Below are 16,814 nucleotides of genomic sequence, written 5' to 3'. Positions count from 1 at the left end.
GCCGACGGCGTTCAGGAACGCGGTGAGCGCGGCGCGCGCCGCGAGGGTCCAGGGGCGCCTGGCCATGGCGAGGCGGACGATCCCGCCGCTGCTGCGCAGCACCGCCCGACCCACGGGGTGCCGCTCGGCCTGGTAGGTGTCGAGGAGCGCGCGGTCGGCGTGGCCGGCGGCGACCGCCGCCAGCTTCCAGCTCAGGTTGGCCGCGTCCTGGAGCCCGGTGTTCATGCCCTGACCGCCGGCCGGGGTGTGCACGTGCGCGGCGTCGCCGGCCAGGAAGACCCGCCCGACCCGGTAGGCGGGCGCCTGCCGTTCGTCGCTGTGGAAGCGGGACATCCAGCGGGCGTCGTGCATCCCGAAGTCCCGGCCGAGGGCGAGGCGGGTGATCTCCTTGACCTCGGCAAGGTCCAGCGGCGCGGCGTCGGGGACGTTACGGCCGCGGTGCCAGCCGATCACCCGGTAGTAGCCGTCGCCGAACGGCGCGAGGAAGGCAAAGGCGTCGCCGACGGCGTCCACGGTGAGCAGGGTCGGCGGCTTCTCGGCGAGCCTGACGTCGGCGAGGACCACGGACCGGATGACCGACTTGCCCGGGAAGGGCAGCCCGATCGCGTCCCGTACGGCACTGCGCATGCCGTCGGCACCGACGACGTACGCCGCCCGCAGGCTCTCCGTACGCCCCCCGGGCCCGCGCGCCTCGACGGTCACCCCGTCCGCGTCCTGTGTCAGCCCAGCCACCTCGGTCTCGTACCGGAAGTCGGCGCCCGCCTCGGCCGCGCGCCGCTCCAGGACCTTCTCGACCTCGTACTGCGGGAGGACGAGGAGGTGGTGGAACCGGGAGGGGAGCGCGGAGAGGTCGACGGAGAGGCGACCGAAGAGGCGGAGGCGGTCCAGGGGTTGGCCGGACTCTTCGAGGTCGTCGGCGAGGCCGCGCGCGTCGAGTTGTTCGAGGGTGCGGGCGTGCAGGACGAAGGCGCGGGAGAGGTTACTGATCTTGTGGGGGCGCTTTTCGAGGACGGTGACCGGGATGCCGACGGCGGCGAGGTCACCGGCGAGCAGAAGGCCGGTGGGGCCGGAGCCTACGACGATGATGTTTCCCTTGGTGCCGTTGGTGCCATCGGCGCCGTTGCGGTTGGTGCCGTTGGTGCCGTTCATGGGGGCCTCCTGGGTGCCAACGCCCGTTGGTCAACGCTTGCTGGCCAACACATGTTGGCCAACGCTTGTTGACAACGGTAGAACCGGGCGCCGACCGGCGTCAACACTTGTTGGCCCACAGATGTTGGCCTACGCTCGTTGGCATGACTGGCAGCACCAAGCCCACCCAGGCACGCCGCTCCGACGCCACCCGTACCGCCATCCTCGACGCCGCCCGCGAGCGGTTCGCCGCCGACGGCTACGACCGAGCCACCATCCGGGCGATCGCCAAGGACGCGCGCATCGACCCGTCGATGGTGATGCGCTACTTCGGCAGCAAGGAGGCGCTGTTCGCGGCGGCTGTCGCGCTGGATCTGCGGATGCCCGACCTGACGCGGATGGCACGGGAGGAGGTGGGGCGGGCGCTGGTGGGCCACTTCCTCAACCTGTGGGAGGAGAACGAGGAGCTGACGGCCGTCCTCCGGGTCGGCGTCACCAACGAGGCCGGGGCCGAGCGGATGCAGGGCATCTTCCGGGACCAGCTGCTGCCCATGGCCCGGCAGGTCTGCCCCGACCCCGAACAGGTCCCGGCCCGGGCCGCGTTGTGCGCCGCGCAGCTGCTCGGGCTGGCCCTGACCCGCTATGTGCTGCGCCTGCCGCCGACCCGCGAACTCACCCACGAGGAACTCCTGGCGTGGCTCGGCCCGACCGTACAGCGCTACCTGACGGCACCGAATCCCTGAGTCGCACAGCTCGCGCTCACCGGACTCGGTGGCGTCTCGGTCCGGCCCTCTATAAACCGCTCGCCTTCGTCCTGTGTGCGGTGGAAGTATCCGCAGAGCCGGGCCGCGCTCGGCCTTGCGGAGAGGAAGCAGTAGTGAGCGTCACCGCATCCACGCCGTCCGAGCACAAGCCCGAACCCGAAGTCCGTACGGCGGCCGGAGTCCTGCGCGGCAGCCGTGAGGCGGGTCTGGCGGTCTTCCGCGGCATCCCGTTCGCCGAGTCGCCGGTCGGTGCGCTCCGTTTCGCCGCGCCGCAGCCGGTACGCGGCTGGGACGGTGTGCGGGCAGCGCTGTCGTACGGCCCGCCGCCCCCGCAGTCCAGCGTGTTCGGCATGGACGCGCTGGCACGGGAGACGGGTGATGGCTGGTTGACGGTCAACGTCTGGACGCCCGAGCCGTCCACCGGAGCGGGTCTGCCCGTGATGGTATGGATCCCTGGTGGAGCCTATGTGATCGGCGCCTCCAGCCTCCCGGAGTTCGACGGCGGTCGCCTGGCCGGAAGCGGCGTCGTCGTGGTGACACTCAACTACCGGCTCGGCATCGAGGGTTTCGCGCAGATCGAAGGTGCGCCTGCCAACCGGGGCCTGCTCGACCAGGTCGCCGCTCTGCAGTGGGTGCACGACAACATCCGGGCGTTCGGTGGTGACCCGGACCGGGTCACGGTCTTCGGCCAGTCGGCGGGCGGCGGATCGGTCGCCGCGCTGCTGGCCATGCCGCGGGCAGCGGGGCTTTTCCGCCGGGCCGTCGCGCAAAGCGTGCCGGGCACGTTCTTCTCTCCCGAGTTGGCCGCCGACATCGCCGCCGCCTGCGCCACCGAACTGGGGATGCGGCCCACGGTGGCCGACTTGTCCACGGTGGCCCCGTCCCGGCTGCCCTCCGTGGCTGAGGCGATCTCCGTCAAGATCGGCCAGTGGAAGGACCGCTGGGGACAGATCACGCACCGGCCCATCCCGTTCGCGCCCGTCGTCGACGGCGATGTTCTGTCGGCCACCCCCTGGCAGGCGCTGGCCGATGGCGCCGGCCGGGACATCGAGCTCCTCGTCGGTCACACCCGTGACGAGCACCGGCTGTTCAGCCTGATCGACGGCGTGCTCGGTCAGGTGACGCGGGAGCAGACCGAGACAGCCCTGCACACCCTCGCCCCGGGCCCCGACGGCGCACGGCGGTACCGCGAGGGCTTCCCGGCCGCGAGCCCGGAAGAACTGTATGAACTGGTCAACGCCGACTGGCTGTTCCGCATGCCGACCCTCCGACTCGCACAGGCGCACACCGCCGCCGGCGGGCGGACCCACGTCTATGAGCTGACCTGGCCCGCTCCGGGCATGGGCGGTGCGCTCGGCGCCTGCCACGGCCTCGACGTACCGCTCGTATTCGGCAACCTGAGCAGCGGGCAGCCCGCCCTGCTGATCGGCGAACATCCTTCCCCGGAGGCAGAGGCGCTCTCCGCGCGGATCCGCACCGCGTGGACGGCGTTCGCCGCCGACGGCGATCCCGGCTGGCCCGCCTACGACATCGAGCGGCGCCTCGTACAGCTCTTCGATACGCGACCAGCCGTCACCGCGTACCCGGAGGAGACCTCCCGGCAGCTGTGGCAGGACCACACATTCCCGCCACTCCCACTGGCCGGCGAATAACGGAAATCGCGCTGGCGTGAGCCCGTGCAAGCCGTTGCCACCGTCGCGCCTTCCCGCCTGCCCGAGTTCTTCGAGGACCTGCAGAAGGCGTTCGTACGGGCCGGGGACGAGGACAGCGAGGCCGGGGAGATCGTGCGCGCGGGACACCGCGAGGTCGCCGGTGGCTGACTGGCAGTTCGGCTGATGTGTGGCGCTCCGCAGAGCCCCGTATCCGGCGACGACAAGCCTCTGTCGGGGCACCGGCCGGGTGGACGAGTGGCACGGCACAAGCCGAGCTGAGCCGAGAAACAAAACGCCGAGGGCGCCGCCCGACCCGGGTACGGCTGCGTGCGCGTACCAGGGGGAAGGTGGCGCCCCCGGCGGAAGAACCCGGGGCCCGGTCAGGCCTTGGCGCCCGTCTCGGACTTCGCGTCGGTGCGGGACGAGGGCTTGATGGTCCTGATCTTGGACTTGTCCAGCACCATCACCAGACCGGCGATGACCGCGAACAGGACGAGCGGGAGCAACACGTAGAGCCCCAGCGTCTGGATGACGCTCAGGCCGGGGCCGGGGTCGTCACCGTCGTCGCGGGTCAGCGCGAGCGCGGGGGACGACATGAGCAGCATCATCAGCGTCGTACCGGCGGCCAGGGCGCCGGCGCGCAGGGCGTTCTTCTTGTCCACGATCTCAAGTTAGCGAACCATCCGGAAGCTCGCGCGCCCGGGGTCCCCTAGCGGCGGCGGATACGCCCCCGACCTGTTCGAATACGGCGAGTAGTGCCCTCAGTCGGGGCACGTCCGTCAATTCCTCCAGTGGCACCGGCCGGCCCTCGCGGTCGGCGATCGGCAGCCGCCAGTTGGGGTACTGGTCCCAGGTCCCCGGAAGGTTCTGCGGGCGGCGGTCGCCGACGCCGTCCGGGAGCCAGACACCGATCAGCCGGGCCGGGGTACGCAGCAGGAAGCGGTGGACGGCGCGGATCTCCTCCTCCTCGTCCGTGCCGGGCGGCCCGGCGGCGGTGCGGTCCACCAGGCCGAGGCTGCCCAGCAGGGCGAGCCACTCGGCGGTGTCGGCGACGGCTTCGGCGCGTTCCTCGGCCGCCGGGCGGGTGAGCAGGCCGAGGCGGTCGCGCAGGTCGACGTGGTCGCCGGTGAGCCGCGCGGCGGTGGGCGGCAGGTCGTGGGTGGTGGCGGTGGCCAGGCAGTCGGCGCGCCAGCGGTCGGGCGGCAGCGGGCGCCCGTCGCCCTCCCAGTCGCGTTCGAACCACAGGACGGAGGTGCCGAGCACCCCGCGCCGCTGCAGCGTCTCGCGCACACCGGGCTCTACGGTGCCCAGGTCCTCGCCGATGACGACGGCCCCGGCGCGGGTCGCCTCCAGGGCGAGGATGGCGAGCATGGCCTCGGCGTCGTAACGGACGTACGTGCCCTCGGTGGGCGGGCTGCCCTGGGGGACCCACCACAGCCGGAACAGGCCCATGACGTGGTCGATGCGCAGGGCACCGGCGTAGCGGAAGAGGGCGCGCAGCAGGTCGCGGTAGGGGGCGTGGCCGGTGGCGGCGAGCCGGTCGGGGCGCCAGGGCGGCAGGCCCCAGTCCTGGCCGCGGGCGTTGAAGGCGTCGGGCGGGGCGCCGACGGAGGTGCCGGCGGCGAACACTTCCTGCTGGGCCCAGGCGTCGGCGCCGGCGGGGTGCACGCCGACGGCGAGGTCGTGCACGATCCCGACCGCCATGCCGGCCTCCGACGCGACCCGCTGGGCGGCGCGGAGCTGGGCGTCGGTGAGCCAGGCGAGGCGGGTGTGGAACGCGACCCGGTCGGCGAGGTCGGTGCGGGCGCGGACGGTGGCGGCCGAGCGGGGGTCGCGCAGCTCGTCGGGCCAGCGGTGCCAGTCGGATCCGTGGGTCTCGGCGAGGGCGTACCAGGTGGCGTGGTCGTCGAGGGCCTCGCCGTGGGCGGCGCGGAAGTCGTCGTAGGCGGCCTGGCGGCCGGGGGCGAGGGGGACGGCCAGCACCAGCTCCAGGACCTCGCGCTTCAGCTCCCACACCGCGTCCCGGTCGATGAGGGCGCCCTTGTCCAGGACGGTGGCACGCAGCCGCTCGGCCCGCTCCAGCAGGGCGCTCAGCCGCTCGCGGTCCGCGACGTACGCGAACTCGGGGACGGCCTCGATCCGCAGGTGGACGGGGTCGGGGAAGCGGCGGGAGGACGGGCGGTACGGGGAGGGGTCGGTGGGGGCGCCGGGTACGGCCGCGTGCAGCGGGTTGACCTGGACGAATCCGGCGCCGGCGGTGCGTGCGGCCCAGCCGGCCAGCTCGGCGAGGTCAGCGAGGTCGCCCATGCCCCAGGAGCGGCGCGAGAGCAGGGAGTACAGCTGGACGAGCAGGCCGTAGGAACGGCCGGGCGGGGCGGGCAGCCGGTCGGGGGCGACGACGAGGTGGGCGTGTCCGGTACGTCCGTCGGGTGCGACCGCGGTCACCCGGTGCACCCCGAGTGGCAGCCCCTCGGCCGCTTCCCGCTCCTCCCCGTCCTCGGTCTCGACGCGCAGTCGGGTGCCGGGCGGCAGTGCGGCCAGGGCGGCGGGGCCCTGCGGGTCGCCGGCCCAGTGCACGACGGTCGGGGGCAGCAGGCGCTCGCGCAGCTCGCGTTCCCGTGCGGCGAGCGCGGTGCGTACGGCGTCCGGGGCGCCCGCGTCGACGCCGAGGGCGGCCAGGGCGGCCACCACGGCGGAGGCGGGAACGGCGACCGTACGGCCCGGGGCGGGGCTGTAGGAGGTGGCGACGCCGTGCAGCTCGGCGAGCCGGGCGAGATCCGCGTCCCCGAAGTCACCGGAGCCCGCGGAGTCCCCCGCGTCCTCGAACCCCGAGGTCATCTACAACCCCATACCGAAGGCGTCGGACTCGCTGGTCAGCGGGGTGGCGTCGGCGAGCGGCGGCTCGCTGGTCAGGGGCTCGGCGTCGGGCAGGGGCGGCTCGCTGGTCAGTGGGGCCTGGGCGCAGGCGCTCTCGGCGCTGAAGACGCACAGAGACGCGTCGTCGGTCGCGGCGGACGGGTCCGCCTCGGGTTTCCACTGGGCCGGGATCGAGAGTCGAGTGGGGGCGGCCACGAGGGGTCTCCTTCGGGTCGGTCGAACGAGCCGGTCGGATGATGCGGCTTTGAACGGGTTACGGCAGGCCTACCCCGAGACGGCGCCCGCACTCGCGCCCGTTTCCGCAGCACCTGAAAGAGGCGGTCGTGATCCGGTGAAAGAGGCGGCCCTGATCCGGCTCCGGAGCGTGCCCGGCAGAGAGAACCCCTGACCCATCGCCCCGGCTCTGCAGGCCGTACTCCGCGCACGCCGGGAGAGGCAGCGAACCCAGGCGAATCCAGGCGAGCCCAAAGGGGCGCGGGGCTGTGCCGACATGCGGCTCCGCCGCGCGGGAGCGAGCGGCCACGACCGACCGCGGCCGCCGCCGCACCACAACCACCACGCCCCCATCAGGCGCAAAACAACACGGGCCCGGATCTAGGCGGAGATGCCGTCGATCCGAGCCAGAGCGTCATCCGCGCCGTACGGCTGCAAGTAGGGCAGCCAGCGCGGATCCCTATGCCCGGTGCCGATGATGCGCCAGGCCAGCCCCGTGGGTGGAGCCGGTTTGTGCCGCAGCCGCCACCCCAGCTCGACGAGGTGACGGTCGGCCTTCACGTGGTTGCAGCGGCGGCAGGAGGCCACCACGTTGTCCCAGACGTGCTTGCCCCCGCGGCTGCGCGGGATGACGTGGTCGACGCTGGTTGCGACGCCACCGCAGTACATGCACCGGCCCCCGTCGCGGGCGAAGAGCGCGCGGCGGGTGAGAGGAACGGGCCCCCGATAGGGAACCCGGACGAATCGCTTGAGCCGGACCACGCTGGGTGCGGGGACTGTGACGGTTGCGCTGTGCATAAAGGCGCCGGATTCCTCGAGGGAGACAGCCTTGTTCTCCAGGACGAGGATGAGCGCGCGGCGGAGCGGTACGACGCCGAGCGGCTCGTACGACGCGTTGAGAACCAGGACATGCGGCACGGGTGCCTCCTTGGGCGTCGGCGGCGCGTGGCTCGCGCCGGGACGATCTGCAGTCAGTCTCCCCTCATGCCTGGTGGAAGCGCCACCATGTCCCGGTAACGGGCTGGGAGTGTTTTCGACCACATCCGATTCATCCCCCGGATCGCGGCCTGTTCAAGCCAGGGTGAGCCCCGTCTCTCCTGCGCCCCTCCTTGGCGGATCCGCGCGGGACACACACAATGCCCCGTTAGTGTGGTGGTCATGTCCGCCCGGTGACCTTCTCGTGGCCTTGAAGACCTTGACCGCCCCGCCGGTACGGACGTTGCAGCACCTGGGAGGTACCTGCCGTGTCGTCCTTGCCCGCCGTCCTACTGGCCGCCGGTGCGTCGCCGACCCCCTCTCCTACCCCGTCGGGGACGACACCAGCCGTGCCGTCGTTCCAGGACGCCCAGCAGAGCGCCACGAACGCGGCGAGCTGGGTCGAGCAGAACTGGTCGACATGGCTCGCGATGGGCCTGCAGATCCTTCTGATCATCGTGATCGCGGTGGCGCTGCGCGCGGTGGTGCGGCGGGCGATCACCAAGCTGATAGACCGGATGGGCCGCACCGCGGAGGCCGTGAACGGCACGGCGCTGGGCGGGCTGCTGGTCAACGCCGAGCGGCGGCGGCAGCGCTCGCAGGCGATCGGCTCGGTGCTGCGCTCGGTGGCGAGCTTCCTGATCCTCGGTACGGCTGCGCTGATGGTGCTGTCCACCTTCAAGATCAACCTGGCGCCGCTGCTGGCGTCCGCCGGTGTCGCGGGTGTGGCGATCGGTTTCGGCGCCCGGAACCTGGTCACGGACTTCCTCTCCGGTGTGTTCATGATCCTGGAGGACCAGTACGGCGTCGGTGACGTGATCGACGCGGGGGTGGCCACCGGTGAGGTGATCGAGGTCGGGCTGCGCGTGACCAAGCTGCGCGGCTCGGACGGCGAGATCTGGTACGTCCGCAACGGCGAGATCAAGCGGATCGGCAACCTCTCGCAAGGCTGGGCGACGGCGGGTGTCGACGTCACGGTCCGCGCCGCCGAGGACCTGGACAAGGTCAAGGAGACGCTGGACGTGGTCGCCGGGCACATGAGCAAGGAAGAGCCCTGGAACGAGCTGCTGTGGGGCCCGGTCGAGGTGCTCGGCCTGGACTCGGTCCTGATCGACTCCATGGTGGTACGGGTCTCGGCCAAGACGATGCCGGGCAAGGCGCTGACGGTCGAGCGGGAGCTGCGCTGGCGCATCAAGCGGGCGTTCGACGCGGCGCACATCCGCATCGTGGGCGGCACGACGGCGGCGGAGGACGCGACGGACACCCCCGACCCGGCGGCCACGGTCGCGGCACCCTCGGTCTTCTCCAACGCGGACTCCGCGCAGGCGAAGGCGACGACGCCGATCGCTCCGCAGCAGCCGGAGCCTCCGGTCAAGTAGCGAGCGGAACGGTTCAGCACACTCGTTCGAGTGAACAGGTGGGGCATTCCGGCACCAAGTGAGCACGGAGTGCCACATCGTTCTGCCCGTGAACACCGACCGTCCTGTCGAGCCGGACCTCATGGCACGCATGGAGCCCGTCCGGCTCCTCGCGGCGTACGAGGCGATCTCGCCCATGCCCGTACGGCCCGAGTTCATCGAGGGCCGGGCCCACGTACCGCAGTCACCGCCCGATCACAGGCACAGTGAGGCAGTCATGAGCCTGTCCCTCCAGTTCCGCTCGGCGGCGGTCCCGCACGCCGGCACGGGCAACGGATACCGGTTCACCGACGGCACCGGTACCACGACAGCACTGCTCATCCCTGACCTCCACGTGAACCATCGCAAGATGACCAGCGCGGACGAGTCTCATTTCGCCACGCATCCGGGCTGGTACCCCAGCGACCTGCTCGGACTGGTGGGCGAGGTCACCTCCACCAACCACGAGACCGACACCGGCCCCAAGTTCCGCACCTACGCCGCTGCGGGCATCCCCGTCTACGTCCTGATCAACCGCCGCTCCAAGACGGCCCACTGCTACACGAACCCGATCCTGCCCGGCGACGACCCCACCGAGGCGTACTACGCCAACGACACCGAAGTCGCCCTCGGCGCCCCCCTCGCCCTCCCGGCGCCGTACCCCACCCTCGACACGGCCCCGTTCGTCACCGACTGACCGGCCGCGCGGCCCGCCCCCGAGATAACGACTCCGTCTCCTAGGGCCCGCCGTCTATTGACGCCCCCTTCGTCCTGGGCTTACGTTCCTCCCACCCGAATAGGAAACCTTCCTAACAGTGATCTACGCGACCGGCGACCGGTGATCAAGACTGGACGTCCGGCCAGGTCACTGGGAAGCTGGGCGGCTGGAAAGGCAGGTGTCGACGCCATGGCAGGAACCGCCGGTACGCCGGGCACCCCGCGTGTGCTGCGCGCCATGAACGACCGCGCCGCCCTGGACCTCCTGCTGGAGCACGGGCCGCTGTCGCGCACCCGGATCGGCAAGCTCACCGGCCTGTCCAAGCCCACCGCCTCCCAGCTGCTGGCCCGCCTGGAGGCGGCCGGCCTGGTCCGGGTCACCGGCACCAGCGAGGGCCGGCCGGGCCCCAGCGCCCAGCTGTACGCGGTCAACCCCACCGCCGCGTACGCCGCCGGGCTCGACGTCGCCCCCCACCGCATCCGCGCCGCCGTCGCCGACATCACCGGCCGGACCGTGGGCGAGTATGAGCTGCCCACCCCGGGGCGGCGTCCCGCGCAGCCCGTCGTCCGGCAGGTCAGCGACGCACTCGACGGGGCCGTGAAGGCGGCCGGGCTCGCGCGATCCGATGTGCATCGGCTCGTCATCGGCACCCCGGGCGCCTTCGACCCCAACACCGGCCGGCTGCGCTACGCCTCCCACCTGCCGGGCTGGCACTCCCCCACCCTGCTGGACGAACTCGCCGCCGCGCTGCCGATGCCGGTGGAGTACGAGAACGACGTCAACCTCGTCGCCCTCGCCGAACAGCGGCTCGGGGCGGCCAAGGGTCACGGGGACTTCGTCCTGCTGTGGAGCCAGGAGGGGCTCGGCGCCGCCCTCGTCCTCGGCGGCCGGCTGCACCGGGGCTGGACCGGCGGCGCCGGCGAGGTCGGCTTCCTGCCGGTGCCGGGCACGCCCCTGGTGCGCCAGGTGACCAAGGCCAACAGCGGTGGCTACCAGGAGCTGGCCGGCTCCCAGGCCGTACCGAAGCTGGCCCGTGAACTCGGCATCCCCGACCTCCCCTCGGGGCCGTACACCGAGGTCGCCGCCGAACTCGTGGCCCGGGGCGCCGATCACGCCTCCGGTCCCTACCGGGAGCTGCTGCGGACCTATGCGACCCGGCTGGCCACCGGTCTCGCCTCGCTCGTCTCCGTCCTCGACCCCGAACTCGTCGTCCTCAGCGGCTCCGCGCTGACGGCCGGCGGCGAGGTGCTGCGCGGCCTCGTCCAGGCCGAGCTGGAGGAGCTGGCCGCGGCCCGCCCCCGGCTGCTCGTCGGGGACGTCCATGAACACCCCGTCCTGCGCGGCGCGTTGGAGTCCGCGCTCGTGACCACCCGCGACGAGGTCTTCGACACCTCGCGCTAGAGCGGGCCCCCTCCGTCACCGATTTCACCGACCCCGCCCCCTGGGAGACCTCGCCATGCCCGAAGTCATACCCTCAGCTGCCCGAAAAGCGGCTTTTGTCCTCACCGCCTCCCTCGCCCTGCTCGCCACCGCCTGTACCGGACAGTCCGGCTCCGGTGCCACGGACGACGCCTCCAAGGACACGACGATCAACTTCTGGCACGCCTGGAGCGCGCCGAACGAGGTGCAGGCCGTCAAGTCACTGGTCGCCGGCTTCGAGAAGGCGCACCCCAACATCCACGTGAACATCGTCGGCAACATGACCGACGACAAGATCAATCAGGCGCTGCGGTCGGGGGGTGACAAGGCACCCGATGTGATTTCCTCGTTCACCACGAACAACGTGGGCAAGTTCTGCTCCTCCGGCGCACTGGTCGACCTCAACCCCTTCTTCAAGAAGTCGGGCATCGACCCGCAGGCCACGTTCCCGAAGACCATGAACGAGTACACCCAGTTCAACGGCGACCGCTGCACGGTGCCGCTGCTCGGTGACGCCTACGGGCTCTACTACAACAAGACCGCGTTCGAGAAGGCCGGCATCGCGAATCCGCCGAAGACCTGGTCCGAGTTCGAGGCCGACGCCAAGAAGCTCACCGTTCCCGACGGGGACTCGTACAAACAGCTCGGGTTCATGCCGGACTACCACGGCTGGGAGACCACCACCGAGCACTACTTCGCGCAGTTCGCGCCGGCGTACTTCGGCAAGGACGGCAAGTCGAACCTGGCCAAGGACCCGGCGTTCGAGAAGGGGTTCAGCCTTCAGAAGCGGCTCGTGGTCGAACTCGGCGGATTCCAGAAGCTGGAGAAGTTCCGGGCGACCCTCGGTGACGAATGGGGTCCCAAGCACCCCTTCCACACCGGCCAGGTCGCCATGCAGCTCGACGGCGAGTGGCGGCTCGGGATGGCCGAGCAGGCCAAGCCGGATTTCGAGATCGGCGTCGCCCCACTGCCCGTGCCCGACGACCAGACCGCACAGTACGGCAAGGGGTACATCACTGGCACCGTCGCGGGCATCGCCGCGAGCAGCCACAAGCAGAACGCGGCCTGGGAGTTCGTCAAGTACGTCACCACGGACACCGACGCCGTGGTCGGCTTCGCCAACGACATCCACAACGTGCCCTCGACACTGGCCGCGCTGAAATCGCCGAAACTGAAGTACGACCCCCGGTTCAAGACGTTCCTCGACATCGCCGCCGACCCGGACTCCACCACCTCTCCCGCCTCGGTCAACGGCGGTCAGTACCTGGTGACGATCCAGCAGCTCGGCTATGACTACGAAAGCGGCAAGGTCACCGATCTGAAGTCCGGCCTGAAGAACGCGGCCGCCCAGATCGACACGGACATCGCCCAGGCGAAGTAGGCGAATCAGCCCATGAGCACGGTCACTCTGGCGTCCAAGCGCCGCAGGTCGGCGCTTCGAACCCTCGCCTTCATGTCGCCCTGGCTGATCGGTTTCGCGGTCTTCTTCGCGTATCCACTGATCTCGACGGTCTATTTCTCCTTCATGCGCTACGACGGCTTCAAACCGCCGACATGGAGCGGCAGCAAGAACTGGACTTACGTCTTCGAGCACTATCCGCTGTTCTGGCCGGCCCTGCGCAACACGCTGTGGCTTGTCGTGGTGATGGTGACCCTGCGGGTCGTCTTCGGGCTCGGTATCGGACTTCTCATCACCAAGATCAAGACGGGCACGGGTGTGTTCCGCACCCTGTTCTATCTTCCGTATCTCGCCCCGCCGGTCGCTGCGACCATGGCCTTCGCCTTTCTCCTCAACCCCGGTACGGGGCCGGTCAATTCGATCCTCGAAAAGGCCGGCATCCCGGCACCGGGCTGGTTCAACGACCCGGCCTGGTCCAAGCCCGCGCTCACCCTGCTCGCGCTGTGGGGCATCGGCGACCTGATGGTCATCTTCATGGCCGCGCTGCTCGACGTACCGACGGAGCAGTACGAAGCGGCCGAGCTGGACGGCGCCTCGGCGTGGCAGCGCTTCCGGTACGTCACGCTGCCGAACATCTCACCGATCGTGATGTTCGCCGTCGTCACCGGTGTCATCCAGACGATGCAGTACTACACGCAGCCACTGATCGCGGGGAAGGTCGCCTCGGGCGTGATCCAGGGCGCGGGCACCCAGTTCGAGCCCGGCTACCCCGACAAGTCCACGCTCACGCTCCCCCAGCTCGTCTACAACCTCGGCTTCCAGCGCTTCGACTACGGCTCGGCCTGTGTCGTGGCCCTGGTGCTGTTCGCCCTGTCGATGGTGTTCACCGGGTTCCTGATGCGGCGCCGGGGCGGTCTCATCCAGGCAGGTGACTGACCATGACCCAAGTACTGGACCAACCGGTCAAGCTGGCGCCCCAGGTGTCGGGGGCGGAGCGCACCGCCCGGCGCAGGGCCTTGTTCGAATGGATCGCCATCCACTCCCTCGGGGTCGCCGCCGCACTCTTCTTCGTCCTCCCCTTCGTGTTCGCGTTCCTGACCTCGCTGATGAGCGACACCCAGGCGCTCAGCCGCGATCTGATCCCGCACACCTGGCAGTGGGGCAACTACAAGAAGGTCTTCGACACGCCGGGCTTTCTGACCTGGTGGAAGAACACGCTGCTCTACGCCGGCCTGGGCACCGTGCTCACCGTCGTCTCCTCGATTCCCGTGGCGTACGCGCTGGCCAAGTTCCGCTTCCGGGGCCGCAATCTGTCGCTCATGCTGGTGATCTCGATGATGATGCTGCCGCCGCAGGTGATCATCATCCCGATGTACCTGTTCTGGGCGAAGCAGCTGGATCTGTCCGGCACACTGTGGCCGCTGATCATCCCGATGGCGTTCGGGGACGCGTTCTCCATCTTCCTGCTGCGCCAGTTCCTGATGACGATCCCGAACGAGTACCTGGACGCGGCGCGGGTCGACGGCTGCGGGGACCTCAGGACGCTGCTGAAAGTGATCCTGCCGATGGCCCGGCCCGGGATCGCCGCCGTAGCCCTCTTCCAGTTCTTCTACGCCTGGAACGACTACTTCGGCCCGCAGATCTACGCGTCCGAGAACCCCGGCGCCTGGACCCTGTCCTATGGCCTGGAGTCCTTCAAGGGCGCCCACCACACCGACTGGAATCTCACGATGGCCGCGACCGTGCTGGTCATGGCGCCCGTGATCGTCGTGTTCTTCTTCGCCCAGAAGGCGTTCGTGGAAGGCGTCACGCTCACCGGAGTGAAGGGTTAACCCCGTATGAAACTCACCGTGGTCGGCGGAGGCTCGACCTACACCCCCGAACTCATCGACGGATTCGCCCGCCTCAGGGACACCCTGCCCATCGAGGAACTCGCCCTCGTGGACCCGGCCGCCGAGCGCCTGGAGCTGGTGGGCGGCCTGGCCCGGCGGATCTTCGCCAAGCAGGGCCATCCGGGCCGCATCGTCACCACCGCCGACCTGGACGCGGGCGTCGACGGCGCCGCCGCGGTCCTGCTCCAGCTGCGCGTCGGCGGCCAGGCGGCCCGGCAGCAGGACGAGACCTGGCCGCTGGAGTGCGGCTGCGTCGGCCAGGAGACCACCGGCGCGGGCGGCCTGGCCAAGGCGCTGCGCACGGTGCCGGTCGTTCTCGACATCGCCGAACGGGTCCGCCGGGCCAACCCGCGCGCGTGGATCATCGACTTCACCAACCCGGTCGGCATCGTCACCCGCGCCCTGCTCCAGGCCGGGCACCGGACGGTCGGGCTGTGCAACGTGGCGATCGGCTTCCAGCGGAAGTTCGCGGGCATGCTGGGCGTGGCCCCGGCGGATGTGCATCTGACCCATGTGGGCCTGAACCATCTCACCTGGGAAACAGATGTGCGCCTCGGCGGCCCGGAGGGCGAGAACGTCCTGCCCAAGCTGCTGGCCGAACACGGCGACGCGATCGCCGCCGACCTCCGTCTGCCCCGCCCCCTCCTGGACCGCCTCGGCGTGGTCCCCTCCTACTACCTGCGCTACTACTACGCCCACGACGAGGTCGTACGCGAGCTGCGCGGCAAGCCGTCCCGGGCAGCCGAAGTCGCCGCCATGGAGCGGGAGTTGCTGGCGATGTACGGCGATCCGGCCCTGGCCGAGAAGCCGGCGCTGCTCGCCCGGCGGGGCGGCGCCTACTACTCGGAGGCGGCCGTGGACCTGGCGGCTGCGCTGCTGGGCGGAGGGGGAAGCCCGTACCAGGTGGTGAACACGTACAACGGCGGCACGCTGCCCTTCCTGCCGGACGACGCGGTGATCGAGGTCCAGGCGGCGGTCGGCACGAACGGCCCGGCGCCGCTGCCGGTACCGGAGCCGGACCCGCTGTTCTCCGGTCTGATCGCGAACGTGACGGCGTACGAGGATCTGGCCCTGGAGGCGGCGCTGCGCGGCGGCCGGGACCGCGTCTTCCGCGCGCTGCTCGCCCACCCGCTGATCGGCCAGTACGCGTACGCCGACGCCCTCACCGACCAGTTGATCGCACACAACCGGGAGCACCTCGCGTGGGCCTGACCGCACCTGAATCCGGGAGTGTTCTTGCCATCGACGCGGGAAACAGCAAAACCGACGTGGCCTTGGTCAGCGCCGCCGGGGAGGTGCTGGCCACGGCCCGCGGCGGCGGCTTCCGCCCGCCCGCGGTGGGGGTGACGGCGGCGCTGGACGCGCTGGCCGAACCGGTCGCGCGCGCCTTCGCGGACGCCGGCGTCGCCACCGTCTCCCATGTCTCGGCCTGCCTGGCCAACGCCGATCTCCCGGTCGAGGAGGAGCAGTTGGCCACGGCACTCGAGGCGCGCGGCTGGGGCGCGTCGGTGGAGGTCCGCAACGACACCTTCGCGGTCCTGCGGGCGGGCGTCGCCGAGCCGCGCGGGGTGGCCGTGGTGTGCGGCGCGGGCATCAACTGCGTCGGCATGCGCCCCGACGGCCGTACCGCGCGCTTTCCGGCGATCGGCCGTATCTCCGGTGACTGGGGCGGCGGTTGGGGCCTCGCCGAGGAGGCGCTGTGGTTCGCGGCCCGCGCGGAGGACGGCCGGGGCGAGCCGACGGCCCTCGCCCGCACGCTCCCCGGCCACTTCGGCCTGCCGACGATGTACGCGCTCATCGAGGCACTGCACCTGGAGCAGGTCGGCCACGACCGCCGTCATGAGCTGACGCCTGTGCTGTTCGCGACGGCCACCGGGGGCGACACGGTGGCCCGCGCGATCGTCGCCCGGCTCGCGGAGGAGGTGACGGTGATGGCCACGGTGGCGCTGACCCGCCTGGACCTGCTCGACGAGGAGACACCGGTGCTGCTCGGCGGCAGCGTCCTGACGGCGGGCCACGCCCTGCTGAACGACGCCGTGCGCGACCTCCTGACCGCCCGCGCCCCGAAGGCCGACGTCCGCGTGGTGACGGCGAGCCCGGTCCTGGGCGCGGCCCTGCTGGGCCTGGACCGGCTGGGGGCGGGGGCACAGGCGCAGGAGCGGGCGCGGGGGTACTGGGAGGGGTGACCGGCCCCGGGGGGAACCGAACACCTGCACAGAGCGTATTCATGAGCGGCGGACGCTGCGATCCGATCAAGATCCAGCGAAGGCCGGTGCGGATGTCAGTCCGTGCGGCGATACTTGGCGGCGAACGGATGACCCTGGGGGAGGTCGAGTGACACACCCGCCGAAGAGCGCAGCACCGCCAGCGGCGGGCCCCG

At 70.9% G+C, this 16,814-nt stretch carries 16 protein-coding genes; 11 read left to right on the top strand and 5 right to left on the bottom strand.

Annotated elements, in window-relative coordinates:
• Positions 1–1,149, bottom strand: a 1,149-nt coding sequence (locus M878_RS77370) for an FAD-dependent monooxygenase (RefSeq protein ID WP_023550699.1), incomplete at its 3' end; no start/stop codon positions are given.
• A 143-nt stretch (positions 1,150–1,292) separates the two neighbouring features.
• Between M878_RS77370 and M878_RS77365 the strand changes: the two genes are divergently transcribed.
• The 3 genes from M878_RS77365 (at position 1,293) to M878_RS97760 (ending at position 3,712) form a co-directional block, all read left to right on the top strand.
• Positions 1,293–1,871, top strand: a complete 579-nt coding sequence (locus M878_RS77365) for a TetR/AcrR family transcriptional regulator (protein WP_023550698.1) — start codon at positions 1,293–1,295, stop codon at positions 1,869–1,871.
• 134 nt (positions 1,872–2,005) lie between these two features.
• A complete protein-coding gene (locus M878_RS77360) occupies positions 2,006–3,544 on the top strand; it encodes a carboxylesterase/lipase family protein (protein ID WP_023550697.1) in 1,539 nt (512 codons plus the stop codon).
• Between the two features lie 24 nt (positions 3,545–3,568).
• Positions 3,569–3,712, top strand: a complete 144-nt coding sequence (locus M878_RS97760) for a hypothetical protein (protein ID WP_023550696.1) — start codon at positions 3,569–3,571, stop codon at positions 3,710–3,712.
• A 212-nt stretch (positions 3,713–3,924) separates the two neighbouring features.
• Here M878_RS97760 and M878_RS77355 read toward each other — a convergent pair whose 3' ends face one another.
• The 4 genes from M878_RS77355 to M878_RS77340 all read right to left on the bottom strand — a co-directional run bounded on the left by M878_RS77355 (position 3,925) and on the right by M878_RS77340 (position 7,552).
• On the bottom strand, positions 3,925–4,206 hold the full coding sequence (locus tag M878_RS77355) for a hypothetical protein (RefSeq protein WP_023550695.1): 282 nt from the start codon (positions 4,204–4,206) through the stop codon (positions 3,925–3,927).
• 4 nt (positions 4,207–4,210) lie between these two features.
• Positions 4,211–6,382, bottom strand: a complete 2,172-nt coding sequence (gene malQ, locus M878_RS77350; RefSeq protein ID WP_023550694.1) for a 4-alpha-glucanotransferase — start codon at positions 6,380–6,382, stop codon at positions 4,211–4,213.
• Positions 6,383–6,616, bottom strand: a complete 234-nt coding sequence (locus tag M878_RS77345) for a hypothetical protein (RefSeq protein WP_023550693.1) — start codon at positions 6,614–6,616, stop codon at positions 6,383–6,385.
• A gap of 399 nt (positions 6,617–7,015) precedes the next feature.
• Positions 7,016–7,552: an HNH endonuclease gene (locus M878_RS77340; protein ID WP_023550692.1), complete on the bottom strand. Its 537-nt coding sequence runs from the start codon at positions 7,550–7,552 to the stop codon at positions 7,016–7,018.
• Positions 7,553–7,878: 326 nt separating this feature from the next.
• Here M878_RS77340 and M878_RS77335 point away from each other — a divergent pair, with 326 nt between their 5' ends.
• From M878_RS77335 to M878_RS77300, 8 genes are all read left to right on the top strand, one after another.
• A complete protein-coding gene (locus tag M878_RS77335) occupies positions 7,879–8,988 on the top strand; it encodes a mechanosensitive ion channel family protein (RefSeq protein WP_031226008.1) in 1,110 nt (369 codons plus the stop codon).
• An 88-nt stretch (positions 8,989–9,076) separates the two neighbouring features.
• Positions 9,077–9,703, top strand: a complete 627-nt coding sequence (locus M878_RS77330; RefSeq protein ID WP_158692786.1) for a Uma2 family endonuclease — start codon at positions 9,077–9,079, stop codon at positions 9,701–9,703.
• Between the two features lie 210 nt (positions 9,704–9,913).
• Positions 9,914–11,125 (top strand): ROK family transcriptional regulator, encoded by a 1,212-nt coding sequence (locus tag M878_RS77325; protein WP_031226004.1) that lies wholly within the window; start codon positions 9,914–9,916, stop codon positions 11,123–11,125.
• Positions 11,126–11,180: 55 nt separating this feature from the next.
• Entirely contained in the window at positions 11,181–12,524 is a 1,344-nt protein-coding gene (locus M878_RS77320; RefSeq protein WP_023550688.1) for an ABC transporter substrate-binding protein, read from the top strand.
• Positions 12,525–12,536: 12 nt separating this feature from the next.
• Positions 12,537–13,478: a carbohydrate ABC transporter permease gene (locus M878_RS77315; protein ID WP_023550687.1), complete on the top strand. Its 942-nt coding sequence runs from the start codon at positions 12,537–12,539 to the stop codon at positions 13,476–13,478.
• A 2-nt stretch (positions 13,479–13,480) separates the two neighbouring features.
• Positions 13,481–14,374 carry a carbohydrate ABC transporter permease gene (locus M878_RS77310; protein WP_023550686.1) on the top strand — a complete coding sequence of 298 codons (894 nt, stop codon included), beginning with the start codon at positions 13,481–13,483 and terminating at the stop codon, positions 14,372–14,374.
• A 6-nt stretch (positions 14,375–14,380) separates the two neighbouring features.
• A complete protein-coding gene (locus M878_RS77305) occupies positions 14,381–15,646 on the top strand; it encodes a 6-phospho-beta-glucosidase (protein ID WP_023550685.1) in 1,266 nt (421 codons plus the stop codon).
• The gene (locus M878_RS77300; RefSeq protein ID WP_023550684.1) at positions 15,637–16,620 is read left to right on the top strand and encodes an N-acetylglucosamine kinase; all 984 of its coding nucleotides are present in this window, start codon (positions 15,637–15,639) and stop codon (positions 16,618–16,620) included. The genes M878_RS77305 and M878_RS77300 overlap by 10 nt, the downstream gene beginning before the upstream one ends.
• The last annotated feature ends 194 nt before the right edge of the window (positions 16,621–16,814 follow it).

Source organism: Streptomyces roseochromogenus subsp. oscitans DS 12.976 (genome assembly GCF_000497445.1).
GTDB classification, from domain to species: domain Bacteria; phylum Actinomycetota; class Actinomycetes; order Streptomycetales; family Streptomycetaceae; genus Streptomyces; species Streptomyces oscitans.
This window is presented reverse-complemented; position numbering and strand designations above follow the sequence as displayed.